This is a genomic window from Streptomyces sp. NPDC050508 (genome assembly GCF_040655155.1).
GTDB lineage: Bacteria > Actinomycetota > Actinomycetes > Streptomycetales > Streptomycetaceae > Streptomyces.
In genome coordinates this window covers 1-13,858 of the sequence record NZ_JBFAJJ010000001.1, presented here as the reverse complement: position 1 = coordinate 13,858, position 13,858 = coordinate 1, and the positions used below count along the sequence as shown (strand labels likewise).

Sequence of the window (13,858 nt, the reverse complement as noted above, 5' to 3'; positions counted from 1 at the left end):
CGCTGGCCCGATGCCGGTCACCGTTCTCCTGGTCGATGACGAACCCCTCGTACGCGCGGGTCTGCGGGCCGTGCTGGAGGCGCAGCCGGACATCGAGGTGGTCGGGGAGGCCGCCGACGGGGCGGCGGTGATCCCGCTGGTGCGGCAGCTGCGGCCCGATGTGGTCGCCATGGACGTACGGATGCCGCTCATGGACGGCATCGAGGCCACGCGCGCGGTGCTGCGCACGGTCGACGACCCGCCGAAGATCCTGGTCATCACGACCTTCGAGAACGACGAGTACGTGTACGAGGCGCTGCGGGCCGGTGCCGACGGGTTCCTGCTGAAGCGGGCCCGGCCGGCCGAGATCGTGCACGCGGTACGGCTCGTGGCCGAGGGCGAGTCGCTGCTTTTCCCGGCCTCCGTACGGCAGTTGGCCGCGGAGTACGGCGACGACGGCGGCAACCGGGCGGCGCGCGCGGCGATGGAGCGGGCCCAGTTGACCGAGCGCGAGGCCGAGGTACTGCGGCTGATGGCACGGGGTTTGTCGAACGCGGAGATCGCCGCCCGGCTGGTCGTCGGGACCGAGACGGTGAAGTCGCATGTGAGCGCCGTACTGGCGAAGCTGGGGGCGCGGGACCGTACGCAGGCGGTGATCGCGGCCTACGAGTCGGGGTTCGTGACACCCGGGTGAACCGGTGGGGCCGAAGGGTCCGGGGCACCAGGCACTCGCCGGGGTACGCCGCGCCGAGTACGATCCGCCCAACACGCGCACGAGCTGGGAGGACACACCTTGGCGGGGCTGACCGGCGGGGACCCTTCGCTGCTGCGGAGGATCAACTCCGCAGTGGTGTTGCACGCGTTGCGTGCCACGGACTGCGCCACGCTGACGGAGATCACCCGGGTGACCGGTCTGTCCCGGCCGACCGTCGAGGGCGTCGTAGAGGGACTGATCGAGGCCGGGCTCGTCGTCGAGAAGGCGGCCGACGAGAGCGTTGTACGGCGGCAGGGGCGGCCCGCGCGGCGGTTCCGGTTCCGGGCCGAGGCCGGGCATCTGCTGGGCCTGGAGATCGGCGCACACCGGGTCGCCGTGCTCCTCGCCGATCTGGACGGCCGGGTGCTCGGCGCCATCGCCAAGGACGTCGACGAGACGGCTTCGGCGGACGAGCGTCTGGAGCGGCTGCGCACCGCGGTCGCCGAGTTGCTGCGCCGGGCCGGAGTCGCCCGCGGTTCGCTGCGGGCGGTGGGCGTCGCCACACCGGGCATCGTCGAGGCGGACGGCACCGTACGGCTGGGTACCGCGTTGCCCGAGTGGACGGGCCTGCACCTGGGTGAGCGGCTGAGCCGTTCCTTCAAGTGCCCGGTGCTGGTCGAGAACGACGCCAACGCGGCGGCGGTCGCCGAGCACTGGAAGGGCGCCGCCACCGAGTCCGACGACATGGTGATGGTGCTGGCCGGGCTGAGTCCGGGCGCCGGTTCGCTGATCGGGGGGCGGCTGCACCGGGGGTATCGCGGGGCGGCCGGTGAGATCGGCGCACTGCATCTCCTGGGCCGGGACGTGACTCCGGAGACGCTGCTGTCCACCACGGACAAGCCGCTGCACCCGTTGGACGAGCAGGCGGTGGCGGAGGTCTTCGCGCTTGCCCGCGACGGTGACCAGCGGGCGCGCGCGGCCGTCGATCGGTTCATCCAGCGCCTTGTGCACGATGTCGCCGCGCTGGTGCTGGCACTTGATCCGGAGCTTGTTGTCGTGGGCGGGTGGGCGGCCGGCCTGGACGGTGTACTGGAGCCGTTGCGGCGGGAGTTGGCGCGGTATTGCCTGCGGCCGCCGAAGGTTGCCCTGTCGTTGCTCGGGGAGGCGGCTGCGGCAACTGGGGCGTTGCGGTTGGCTCTTGACCATGTCGAGGAGCAGCTGTTCGCGGTCGAGGGCACGGTGACGCGGCGCTAGCTTGGCCGTGGGGTTGTTTGTCGGGTGCGGGGTCGTTGGGGCTGGGCTCGGTGGTGGTTTTTCGGCTGCGGCGCCGTTGGGGCTGGGCGCGCAGTTCCCCGCGCCCCTTTGGGGCGCTGTCCTGCCCGGCGCTGAGACGAAAACGCGTCGCGCCCCGGTGGAGTTCCGGGGCGCGACGCGATGGACTGTGACCGGGTCAGGAAGCCTGGCGTTCTGGGCCGTGGTGGATTTCTACGCCTCCGGAGTCGGCGAAGGTCAGGCGGCAGGTGTCCGCGCGGTAGGTCGCGACGGAGACCGCGGCGGTGCGGCCCTCGGCGAAGAAGCGGGTCGTGACGACGAGGACCGGGGCACCGGGAAGGCGGTCCAGCTCCTTGGCGTCGTCCGCGCGGGCCGAGCCGAGTTCGACGGCGCGGTCCTGGCCCTCCAGTTCGAGGCGCTGCAACTCGCGCAGTACCGCACGCGCGCGTGCCGTCGCGGACGGAGTGTCTATGGCGGAGAGATCGGGCACCGACGACTCCGGGATGTAGAGCAGCTCGGCGGCGACCGGCTGGCCGTGGCTCACCCGGGAGCGCCGCACGGTGTGCACCAGTTCCTCGGAACCGGTCTCCAGGACGTCCGCCACGGCGGCCGGCGGAGCCGCCAGCACACAGTCGACGGACTGCCAGCCGTCCTCCCCGGCGCCCGGCCAGGCGTGCTGCTCGGTGCCGACGGCCACGCCCACGCGCGGCGGCGCGACGGTCGTACCGACGCCGCGGCGGCGCTGCAGCCGGCCTTCCAGTTCGAGTTGTTCCAGAGCCTGCCGGAGCGTGGCCCGGGCGACGCCGAAGCGGGCTGCCAGGTCTCGCTCGTTGGGCAGGATCTCGCCGACGGAGAACTCGGAGTCCAGTGCCTCACTCAGCACGGTCTTGAGATGCCAGTACTTCGGCTCCGGCACCGATTCCAACTGCGTGGTCCCCACCCTGTCCTCCGCAATCGCCGTGGTCCGGCCGCGTTTTAGCGCCCTTGTTTATTAAAGGTTGTTTCACTTATCAGCGACCATAGGACGGCCCCCACCCTTGGTCAAGACCAATCCTCTATGTCATATGCAATGCACAGAGCGCCTGCCGCAGAGCGTTCACAGGGCGTTCGTGCTGGGTGTTCTTCGTGACGTAACAGCAAAGCCCCCGTCACGAAACGGGGGCTCCGCCCGGGCCGCGGCTAAGCGGAAGCCAGCGATCGAAGCTTGTCGGGGTTGCGGACGATGTAGACGGAACGGATGCGTCCGGCGGATACGTCCACCTGGAGGACGCTGTCGGGCGTGTCACCCGAAAGGACCAGCACCGCGGGTCCGCCGTTGAGCTCCAGGAAGCGGAACGACATCTCGGGGACGCCCTTCTCGGCGACGGCGACCAGGAAGCGGCCCACATTGTCTGCGTTCTCCAGGATCCGCAGCGGCGCCTGGGCCTTGCCACCGCTGTCGCCGACCAGACGGACGTCCGGGGCGAGCATCGCCATGAGGCCCGCGAGGTCGCCCTCCGCCGCGGCGGCGAGGAACCGCTCGGTCAGATCGCGGCGTTGGGCCGGGTCGACCTCGTAGCGGGGGCGCCGTTCGTCGACGTGCTTGCGGGCACGTGCGGCGAGTTGGCGTACCGCCGGCTCGCCGCGGTCCAGCATGGTCGCGATGTCGGCGTACGGGTAGCCGAACGCCTCCCTGAGGACGAACACGGCGCGCTCCAGCGGCGACAGCGACTCCAGGACGACGAGGACGGCGAGGGAGACGGAGTCGGCGAGTACGGCGCGCTCCGCGGTGTCCGGGACGGTGTCCCCGAAGTCGGTGACGTACGGCTCGGGCAGCCATGGGCCGACATAGGCCTCGCCGCGTGCCTTGACCTGGCGCAGGCGGTCGATGGCGAGGCGGGTGGTGACGCGCACCAGGTAGGCGCGCGGTTCGCGGACCTCGGCGCGATCGGCGGCGGACCAGCGCAGCCAGGCCTCCTGGACCACGTCCTCGGCGTCGGCCACCCGCCCGAGCATGCGGTAGGCGACCCCCATGAGGACGGGTCGGTGCGCTTCGAAGACATCGGTCTGGGCGTCGGTGGTCACCTCGCCATCCCACGCGACGCGTCGGCCCGTGTCCAGGAGAAAAACGCGTACCGGGTGCTGGACGTGGTCCGGAACCTCGGGCACCCCGAGTTCAACCTGGAGGTGCGCAGGGCGCGTTGAGGGCTGAAGTGCCGACTCGGGGCCGAGGTCCACTGCCGCGGGGGCTACCGGTCGGTAGCAGTTGCTGACAAGCTGTCTACACGGCCTGTACGGCGTCTGTCAGCGCGTCCCAGACGAGGAGCACCCCCATGTCCGCCACCGTCTCCTTCCCGGTCCCCACCCCGCGGGGTCCGAAGACCGTGACCGTGTCCTACGCGCGCGTGGGCAGCGGTGAGCCGCTGCTCCTGCTGCACGGCATCGGTCATCACCGGCAGGCCTGGGACCCGGTGGTGGACATCCTCGCGACCGAGCGGGACGTGATCGCCGTGGACCTGCCCGGGTTCGGTGCCTCCCCCGCGCTGCCGGAGGGGCTGGCGTACGACCTGTCCACGACCGCCGCCGTCTTCAGGGCCTTCTGCGAGGCGCTGGGGCTCGACCGTCCGCATGTCGCGGGCAACTCGCTCGGCGGCCTGATGGCCCTGGAGCTGGGCCGGGACAAGGTCGTACGGTCCGTCACGGCCCTCTCCCCCGCCGGTTTCTGGTCCCGGGCCGAGCGTCGCTACGCCTTCGGTGTGCTGCTCACCATGCGGCAGATCGCCCGCCGGATGCCGCTCCCGATGGTCGAGCGGTTGTCGCGCACGACGGCCGGCCGCACAGCCCTGACGAGCACCATCTACGCCCGCCCCGGCCGCCGTTCACCCGAGGCCGTGGTCGCCGAGACGCTCGCGCTGGTGAACGCCCCCGGGTTCGACGACACGCTCCGGGCCGGTACGACCGTCCAGTTCACCGACGACATCCCCGGCGTGCCGGTCACCGTGGCCTGGGGCACCCAGGACCGGCTGCTGCTGCGCCGCCAGGGCGTCCGCGCCAAGCGGCTGATCCCCCGTTCGCGGCTCGTGCGGCTGCCCGGCTGCGGGCACTGTCCGATGAACGACGACCCGGCCCTGGTCGCCCGCGTCATCCTCGACGGCAGCCGCTGACCGGCGCGCGAACAGCGTCGACGCACCGGATCCCAGGGCGACTCCGGCGCCGACGAGGGCGCTGCCGACGGCCTGGGCGGCCCCGTAGGAGCCCGTTCCGACGAGCGGCGCGGTAGCGGCGGCCGCGACCGGGATGAGGCCGGAGAAGAGCGTTGCGCGCTCCGCGCCGATCCGCTGCATGCCCATGTACCAGCACACGAAGCCGACGACCGTGACGACCGCCGCCTGCCACAGCAGCGCGGCGGCCTCCGTGCCGTCGGGGCGCCGCAGCCAGGCGGTCCCGTCGAGGACCAGCCCGGCGGTGGCCGCCTCGGCCGCGGCGACTCCGCACACCGTGGCCGACAGCAATCTCGGTCCCAGGGGCCGCAGCACGGGAACCGCGAGCACCGCGAAACCCACCTCCCCCGCGAGGGCGCACCCGGAGAAGGCGATTCCGGCGCCGTCCGTCCGGCCCCACCCCTGGACCGTGAACGCACCCACGGCGACGAGCGACGCCCCGTAGAGCACGATCCGTCGCGGACGGCGTCCCTCCAGGAGGGGGACGAGGATCGCGACGGCTACCGGAGCGCAGCCCACGAAGACGCCCGGTACGGCCGGTTCGGCGCTGCGTTCGGCGGCGATGACGGCCAGGTTGAAGCCGACCATGCCGACGGCGGCGAGCAGCGCGAGTCGGGCCCATTGGCGTGGGGTGAGCCCGCGCAGCCGGGTCCTCGCGTCCTTGCCGGTGAACGGGAGGAGGAGCAGACAGGCGAGGCCGTAGCGCAGGAACTGGCCGCCCGCGTACGGGTAGTGGCCCAGGACGCTGTTGGCGGTGAAGGACGCGCCGACGAGGACACAGGCGAAGGCGGCGAGCGGGGTGCCTCGGGCGGTGGTGGCGTTCATGGCAGCGACGTTAGGAAGTCCGGCGGTCCGGTTTAAGGTCCACTTCCATGACGTCATCGCGGACCAATCCGGAGGGTCTGACGGGTTCCGCCGCCTGGGAGTTGCTGCTGCCCGCCGTCTCGGCGCCGGCACGCGCGCGTGGCCGTTCCCTCCAGGCGGCGCTGCGGGAGGCGGTGCGGTCGGGACGGCTGGCGCCGGACACGCGGATGCCGTCGAGCCGGGACCTGGCGGCCGACCTCGGGGTGTCGCGCGGGCTGGTCACCGAGGCGTACGAGCAGTTGACGGCGGAGGGGTATCTGCGCAGTGACCTGGGCGCGGGCACCTGGGTGGGTGGTGCCGTGCGGGCGGCCCGGCCACGCGCGCGTGACCTCGCGCCCCGCTCCCCGGGCGCCCTGGCCGACTTCGTGCCCGGCACGCCGGACCTGGCGCTGTTCCCGCGCGCCGCCTGGGCCGCGGCGCAGCGCGGTGTGCTGGCGGACCTGCCGCACGAGGTGCTCGGGTATCCCGATCCGCGCGGGCTGCCCCGGTTGCGTACGGCTCTCGCGGAGCTCCTGGCGCGCCGCCGGGGTGTGGTCGCCGACCCGGAGCGGCTCGTCGTGGTCTCCGGCGTGGCGCAGGCGACGGCCCTGCTCGGATTCGTGCTCCACGCGCGCGGGACCCGCACCGTCGGCGTCGAGGACCCGGGCAGCCCCCAGCACGACGCCCTCTACCGCTCGGCGGGCGTCGGCACCGTACCGCTGCCCCTGGACGACGAGGGCCTGGCGATCGGGCCGCTGCGGGCATCGGGCGTCAGGGCCGTGGTGACGACGCCCGCCCATCAGTTCCCCACGGGCATCGCCTACTCCGCGCGGCGACGCGCCCAACTCCTCGACTGGGCACGGTCGGTGGACGGTCTGGTCTTCGAGGACGACTACGACGGCGACTTCCGCTACGACCGGGCGCCCGTAGGCGCACTTCAGGGCCTCGACCCGGAGCATGTCGCCTACGCGGGCTCGGTCAGCAAGTCCCTCGCGCCGGGGTTGCGGCTCGGCTGGCTGCTGGTACCCGAGTCGCTGGCCGACGAGGTCGTGGAGCGCAAGCGGACCATGGACCTCGGCCACCCGACTCTCGACCAGGCGCTGTTCGCCCGCTTCGTGGAACGCGGTGACTACGACCGCCAACTGCGCCGCTGCCAGCGCGCCTACCGGCAGCGCCGCGACACCCTTGTCGCCGCCCTGGAGGAACACTTCCCCGGAGCGCGGGTGACCGGGATCGCCGCGGGACTGCACGTCATCGCCGAACTGCCGGAGACGTACGGCCCTCAGGACCACTTCCTGGAACGCGCGGCCTCCGCCGGTGTCGCGGTGTGCCCGCTCACCGCCTACGCCCACGCGCGCGTGGACGACGCGGTCGTACGGCTGGTCCTGGGATACGCGCATCTGTCTCCCGCACGGATTCGTGCCGGTGTGCGTCTGATGGCCGGCGCCGCACGCCCGTAGAGGGCCTCGGACGTGGCGTGCGGGCTCCCATGTCACCGCGTTCCGTTGTTCACCTCTGGTTTCCGTGTGCGCTGCGGCGCACCAGTAGTTGTGGCAGTGCACCCTGACCGCATCCCGTCCGTGGAGGCGCAACCCCATGTCACATCGTCCGTTCCCCGCCCGCCGTAGCGTCCTGCGCGGCTCCCTGGCCGCGTCGGCGGCCCTGACCGTGCCCGCCGCCCTCGGTGCCGCCCCGGCCTTCGCCCTGTCCGGGCGTCCCGAGGCGGGCTGGGGAGTGCAGGCGGGGGACGTGACCTCCGACTCCGGTCTGGTGTGGGTGCGTTCGGACCGCCCGGCCCGGATGATCGTGGAGACCTCGGCCACCGAGTCGTTCCGCAATGCGCACAGGTGGCACGGTCCGCTGCTCGGCGCGGACACCGACTTCACCGGTACCACCCGGCTGTGCGGGCTGCCTTCGGGGCAGCAGATCCACTACCGGGTCCTGCTCGCCGACCCCGACGACCCGCGCCGTACCGGTGAGCCGGTCACGGGTACGTTCCGCACGGTGCCGACCGGGCGGCGCGGCGTGCGTTTCCTGTGGTCCGGGGACCTGGCGGGGCAGGGCTGGGGCATCAACCCCGACCTCGGCGGCTACCGCATCTACGACGCGATGGCCGAGCTCGACCCGGACTTCTTCGTGTGCAGCGGCGACAACATCTATGCCGACGGTCCGATCACGGCGACCCAGGCCCTGCCCGACGGCAGCCTCTACCGGAACGTCACCACCGAGGAGAAGTCCAAGGTCGCCGAGACCCTGGCCGAGTTCCGCGGCAACTTCCGCTACAACCTGCTGGACGAGAACCTCAAACGGTTCAACGCCCAGGTTCCGTCGATCATCCAGTGGGACGACCACGAGGTGCGCAACAACTGGTACCCGGGCGAGGTGATCGCCGCCTCCGACACCCGCTACACGGAGAAGAGCGTCGACGTGATGGCGGCGCGCGCCCGGCGGGCGTTCAGCGAGTACTTCCCGGTCTCGACGCTGCGACCGGGCGCCAAGGAGGGCCGCGTCCAGCGCGTGATGCGGCACGGTCCGCTGCTCGACGTGTTCGTCCTGGACATGCGGACGTACCGCAACGCCAACTCGCCCGACAAGCAGACCGTGGACCCGCAGGGCATCCTCGGCAGTGAGCAACTGGAGTGGCTCAAGCGGGAGTTGTCGCGCTCGCGTGCGGTGTGGAAGGTGATCGCCGCCGACATGCCGCTCGGCCTGGTCGTGCCGGACGCCACCGAGGGCAGGGCGAACATCGAGGCGGTGGCGCAGGGCGATCCGGGTGCGCCGCTGGGGCGTGAACTGCAGATCGCCGAGCTGCTGCGGTACATCAAGCACCGGCGGATCACCGGCACCGTGTGGCTGACCGCCGACGTGCACCACACCTCCGCCCAGCACTACCAGCCCTCGCGGGCCGCGTTCACCGACTTCGAGCCGTTCTGGGAGTTCGTCTCCGGTCCGCTGAACGCGGGCGCCTTCCCGGCCAACGACCTCGACAACACGTTCGGTCCGGAGCGGGTGTTCGTGAAGGCGCCGACCGTGGCGAACGTGTCGCCGGCCGAGGGCTACCAGTTCTTCGGCGAGGTCGACATCGACGGCCACAGCGGGGAACTGACGGTGCGTCTGCGCGAACAGGACGGGACCGTGCTGTTCACGCAGACCCTCCAGCCGGGACGGGTCGGCCAGTAACTCCACTACCCTCGGACCTGTGCCGCGCACCGGCGTCATCCCCCGGTGCGCGGCACGCTCCGCGACACCCCAACTCCCGCTCGAAAACCGTGTTTTCGCAGGTCAGAGCCGATTGTCAGTGGTGGCCTCTACGGTTTTTCCATGACGCGATCTTTGCAGGCCGTGACCTACTGCCGACCCTCCGTACTGGAGTCCGCGGCGGATGGACGGCGCCTCGGGCTGGAGACCTCACGAGGTGCGACTCCCTCGGGTGTCACCGACCATCCGCGCTTCTTCGCGGGCTTCCTGACGTCCCCTCAGGTGGCCTCGGCCGCACTGCTGGCGGTGGCCGACGTGGCGGGCGCGCGGTACTACCAGCGCCAACTGGCCGCCTCCCTCGACCCGGTGGTGACGGCGGGCGGCGACCGGCTCCGCTTCGAGTCCTTCTCGGGCTGCGGCGGGGTGTACGCGCGGTTGGACGTCCTCGGCCCCGGTCTCGACGGCGGGGAGGTGGGACACGGCACGACGAACGTCGACGTCAACAACCCGCTTCGTGAGGCCCTGTCGCGGATCGGCTCGGACGATCCGCTCCATCTGCGGGTCGGGCCCGAGGAGTTGGCCGTGACCACGCTGGACGGCCCGGTGGTGGAGAAGAAGGTGCCGCTGCCGGACCGGTGGCTGCGGGGCTTCGCGGAGGCCCAGGTCATAGCGGCCGGCTTCGACCTGCGGGCCGAGCTGCCCGCGGCGGAGGCGGTGCGGTTCCTGCGCTCACTGCCGAAGGCCGGCGCACGCGGCGCCACGAGCGGCCCGCGCTGGGTCGTACCGGCGGGCCGCGGCCTGCGCCCGACCACCCGCCCCGTACCGGGCGCGGTGTGCCTCCCGGGCCCGGAGCGGCTGATCGCACTCCAGCGGGTCCTGCGTCACGCGACGGCCCTGCGGATCTACGGCCCCTCCGTCATCGGCGCCTCGGCGACGGCCGGTGCTTGGGAGGCCGTCCTTCCGGGCATGCGGCTCACCCTCACCCTGTCGCCGGACGCCTCACGCGGGTTCTCCGGCGAGGGCGGGGTCCTGGACGCGCTCTCCGCCGACGAGGCCGGTGAGGACGCCGAGTTGATCTCCGTGCTGCTGGCCTGGGAGCCCCGCATCGACATCGCCGACATGGCCGCCGCCTCGGGACTCGCCCCCGAGCGGGTCCGCGCCGCGCTGACGCGACTGGGCACCTCGGGACGCGTCGGGTACGACACGGCGGAGGCGGCCTACTTCCACCGTGAACTGCCGTACGACGCGCAGCGCGTGGAGCGTCACAATCCGCGGCTGCGCTCGGCCCGTGCGCTGGTGGCCGCGGGGGCGGTGACTCTGGCGGGCGCGATCGGGACGGTGACCGCCGAGGACGGTCATGTGCACCGGGTGCGCGACGAGGCGGGGGTGTTGAGCTGCAGCTGTGTGTGGTGGGCGAAGTACCGGGGCGGACGCGGACCGTGCAAGCACGCGCTGGCGGTGCGGATGGTGCGGCGGGGTGCCGCGGTGGAGCAGGAACAGGAACTGGTGCGGGTCGACGGGGGTGTGCGATGAGTTCGCTGATGGAAGCGGTGCGGGCGGGGCGGACGGCCGAGGCGGTGGGACTGCTCGACGGGCTGACCGACACCGAACGGCGAGCGTTTCTCCCGGAGTTGAAGGAACTTCGCAAGGAGCTGCGCAAGGCACCGTGGGAGGAGCCGTCCCGCCGCGCCTATCCGGCTCTGCACGCGGCCGGCGCGGCGTGCGAGACGGGAGCGGCAGCTGCGGCGACCTGGATCGCCGCCACCGACATGCGCTGGTCGCGGTCGTCCCCCGCGCTGCTGATCCACATCCTGGGCGACCGCGACACCGTCTGGCTGGCCGACGTGACGCACCGTCTCGCCGCGCGTCCGGCCTCCTCCAGCGTGCCGTACGAGCTGATGGCCGGCCTGGTGCGGCTCTCGGGCTGCCCGGTGCCGACGACGGACTCCTACGTGCGGGGCTGGGTGGAGCACATCGGCCACCTGTGGCAGCGCGGTGACACCCTCCTCGACCGGCTGCGCCAGGATCCGCATCTCGCGGAGCTGGTGACCGCGGTCTTCGAGACGGAGGACATCGGCAGCCCGCTGGAGTGGACCTCGACCGAGGGCCCGAACAGTTGGGTCGACGCGCTTGCCGCGCTCACCGCCGAAGGCGCCCTGGACCGGAAGCGGACGGTGGACGCGTGCGTGGCCCGGCTGCTGAGGGGCGGTACGACCGTCGATCACCGGGTGTTCCTGCGCGTGTTGAAGGCCCTCGCCCTCACTCGCGAGGAGGAGCGGGAGCGTACCCCCGACTGGCTGGCGCTGGCCTCGGACGCGGTGTCCGTGGTGGCGTCGCATGCCCAGTCGGTGCTCGGTTCCCTTGTTCTGGACGGGGAGTTGACGTCACGCCGGCTGGCGGAGATGTCCGACGCGGTGCTGTTCCGGACCGAGAAGAAGCTCGTCCGGGCACAGCTCGTACTACTGGGCAAGGTGCTGGCGCGGGACGCGTCCGCCGCCGCCGAGGTCCTGCCCGCCCTGGCGCAGGCCTTCGGGCACGAGGACGCCGAGGTGCAGGAGCGGGCCCTGAAGCTGGTCGAGCGACACCTCAAGAAGATCGACTCCCCCGACGTGCGGGCCGAACTGGCCGGTGCGGCGGACCAGTTGGTGCCCACCCTGCGCGCACGCGCGGTCGAGACGCTGGGCGCCGCTCCGGTGACAGCAGCGGCGACGGTCTACGAGGAGGTGCTCCCGCCGTCCCCGGAGGCGGCTCGCCTCGCACCGGCGCCCGAATCGGTGGTCGAACTCGCCGAGGAGGTGGGCGCGTTGCTGGCGACCAACGGCGATGTGACCACGTTCGAGCGCACGTTGGACGGACTCGTCCGTCATGCCTACCGGGACCGGGATGCCCTGGTGGAGGCGTTGGGGCCGGTGGTCGCGCGCCGCTGGTGGGACAGCGTCGATCCCGAGTACGTCCGACGTTCGGACGACCACTTCAGCAGGACGCGCCACGGCCTCAACAGTGTGTCGGACGGTCTCGACCTCCTTCTGGCAACCCTCCGGGACAAGGTGCGCACCGTCACGCTCCACGACGCGGTCCAGCACGGCTCCCGGTCCCGGGAGTGCGGACACAGCGCGCTGTCCCGGGCTTTCGCGGCTCGCGTGTGGGAGGTGGCGTACCGGCTCCGCGCGGAGCCGCTGCCGTTCCTGCTGTCGACTCCCAGTTGGAGTACCGGTCTGCTGGAGCCGGACGAGTTGGTGGACCGGCTCGACACATACCGGCGCCTGGGCACGCGGGCGTCCGCGGCCGACTTCGCACAGGCACTGCTGCGGGTGCGCCGCGGGGACGGGGCGGCGGCGGCAACGGCGGCCGAGCGCGCGCGGGCTCTCGGCACGGCGGAGGGCGTCCGGCTCGCCCGATGGCTGACGTCCGGGGGCCCCGTCCTGCCCACGAGCCGACGCCGGGCATCCGGGGCCCGCGTCCTGCTCGAATTCGGTGAACTCGTCTCGCTGCAGGCCGACTTCCCGGCCGGGTTCCGGGCGCTGGGGCAACCGAACACGGTCTACGGCGAGCATGGGTACTGCTACCACTGGAGCCTGGACATGCAGCGGCACTGGCTCGCGATACTCCCCGAGCTGCGCGAACTGGTGGCGGTGCGGGTGCTGCGTGACGTGTCCGCCGTCGCCGTGGACGACACCCGCGGCGCAGCCGCCGTACTCCCGCTGCTGGCCGAATCCGGGGGCGGAGCCGGCGAGGCGACGCACCTGTGTCTGGCGTACGGGCTCGGTGCGCGGCACCCCGAGGACCGGCTCGCCGCCGTGGACGCGTTGCTGGTGCTCGCGGCGCGGGGACAGTTGGACGCGGCTCGGCTGGGTACGGATCTCGGGCAGCTGGTGCGGAGCGGGGCCGTGAAGCCGTCGCGGCTCGTCGAGTCGGTGCGGACAGCGGCTGCCACCGGGGCGAACGCCACCATATGGGGGATCCTCGGCCACACCCTGCCCGCGCTGCTCGCCGACGCGGACGGCGACGCCAAACCCGCCCATACGCGGGGGCTCGGGGACCTCCTCGCCGTGGCCGCCGAATGCGCGGAGCGGTCCGGGGCCCGTGGCGAGCTACCGCATCTGGCGCAGACGGCGTCCCGGAGCGGCTCGTCCCGGCTGGTCGCGCAGGCGCGTCGGCTGCGCACTGCGCTGGTGGCGGAGGTGGCCGCGTGACGTAGGGCGGTAAGGCTGACCTTCAGGGCACCACACTCATAAAAAGAACTGCAAAAGGTACAGAACCACGCTTTTACCGGTCGGTCACAGAGCGTTCGTGATCACGCAACACCCTTCCTTCACAGTGGTTGCATGAGTCGAGACATGTCTGATGTGACGCGCGCAAGGCACGGGCGTCCGGTGCACCACTGGCGGCGGGACCTGGTGGAGCTGGCGGCGCTGTTCACGGCGGTCGCGGTGGCGGACGTCGTGGCGGATCTGGTGGGGCACGGGCCCGACGGTCCGGTGCTCCTGGCGATCTCCGCGCTGGCGCTGATCGCCACGACGGGGTTCCACACATGGTGGTCACGCCGCCACGGTCATGCGCCGCCGACGGGCGATACCGGTGCCCGGCAGGCCGCGGAGTCGCGGCCCGCCGAACCCGGGCACGAGGAGTTCTTCCTCGCCGAGGGCGCAGGCTGGCGGGAGGCGCTGGACTT

At 72.2% G+C, this 13,858-nt stretch carries 9 protein-coding genes and 2 pseudogenes; 8 read left to right on the top strand and 3 right to left on the bottom strand.

Annotated elements, in window-relative coordinates:
• Window positions 1–10: 10 nt before the first annotated feature.
• Together AB0I69_RS00055 and AB0I69_RS00050 are read left to right on the top strand one after the other, a co-directional pair.
• Window positions 11–673, top strand: coding sequence for a response regulator transcription factor (locus AB0I69_RS00055; RefSeq protein WP_363093147.1), 663 nt, complete (start codon window positions 11–13; stop codon window positions 671–673).
• Between the two features lie 99 nt (window positions 674–772).
• A complete protein-coding gene (locus tag AB0I69_RS00050) occupies window positions 773–1,927 on the top strand; it encodes an ROK family transcriptional regulator (RefSeq protein WP_363093146.1) in 1,155 nt (384 codons plus the stop codon).
• A 196-nt stretch (window positions 1,928–2,123) separates the two neighbouring features.
• Here the strand turns inward: AB0I69_RS00050 and AB0I69_RS00045 are convergent, their stop codons facing one another.
• Complete coding sequence (locus AB0I69_RS00045) at window positions 2,124–2,885, bottom strand: GntR family transcriptional regulator (protein WP_363093145.1); 762 nt, start codon at window positions 2,883–2,885, stop codon at window positions 2,124–2,126.
• A 239-nt stretch (window positions 2,886–3,124) separates the two neighbouring features.
• The gene (locus tag AB0I69_RS00040; RefSeq protein WP_363093144.1) at window positions 3,125–4,009 is read right to left on the bottom strand and encodes an RNA polymerase sigma-70 factor; all 885 of its coding nucleotides are present in this window, start codon (window positions 4,007–4,009) and stop codon (window positions 3,125–3,127) included.
• 248 nt (window positions 4,010–4,257) lie between these two features.
• Between AB0I69_RS00040 and AB0I69_RS00035 the strand changes: the two genes are divergently transcribed.
• The gene (locus AB0I69_RS00035) at window positions 4,258–5,088 is read left to right on the top strand and encodes an alpha/beta hydrolase (protein ID WP_363093143.1); all 831 of its coding nucleotides are present in this window, start codon (window positions 4,258–4,260) and stop codon (window positions 5,086–5,088) included.
• Between the two features lie 45 nt (window positions 5,089–5,133).
• On the opposite strand, the pseudogene AB0I69_RS00030 reads toward AB0I69_RS00035, so the two are convergent.
• A pseudogene (locus AB0I69_RS00030) lies at window positions 5,134–5,970 on the bottom strand (DMT family transporter); the annotation flags it as partial.
• Between the two features lie 47 nt (window positions 5,971–6,017).
• On the opposite strand from AB0I69_RS00030, the gene AB0I69_RS00025 reads away from it, so the two are divergent.
• The 5 genes and pseudogenes from AB0I69_RS00025 to AB0I69_RS00005 all read left to right on the top strand — a co-directional run.
• Window positions 6,018–7,448, top strand: a complete 1,431-nt coding sequence (locus AB0I69_RS00025) for a PLP-dependent aminotransferase family protein (protein ID WP_363093142.1) — start codon at window positions 6,018–6,020, stop codon at window positions 7,446–7,448.
• A gap of 136 nt (window positions 7,449–7,584) precedes the next feature.
• Window positions 7,585–9,168, top strand: a complete 1,584-nt coding sequence (locus AB0I69_RS00020; RefSeq protein WP_363093141.1) for an alkaline phosphatase D family protein — start codon at window positions 7,585–7,587, stop codon at window positions 9,166–9,168.
• A 141-nt stretch (window positions 9,169–9,309) separates the two neighbouring features.
• Window positions 9,310–10,719 (top strand): SWIM zinc finger domain-containing protein, encoded by a 1,410-nt coding sequence (locus AB0I69_RS00015; RefSeq protein ID WP_363093140.1) that lies wholly within the window; start codon window positions 9,310–9,312, stop codon window positions 10,717–10,719.
• Window positions 10,716–13,379, top strand: a complete 2,664-nt coding sequence (locus AB0I69_RS00010) for a DUF6493 family protein (RefSeq protein ID WP_363093139.1) — start codon at window positions 10,716–10,718, stop codon at window positions 13,377–13,379. Before AB0I69_RS00015 ends, AB0I69_RS00010 begins: the two co-directional genes overlap by 4 nt.
• Before the next feature lie 144 nt (window positions 13,380–13,523).
• Window positions 13,524–13,858: pseudogene (locus tag AB0I69_RS00005) on the top strand (GNAT family N-acetyltransferase); the annotation flags it as partial.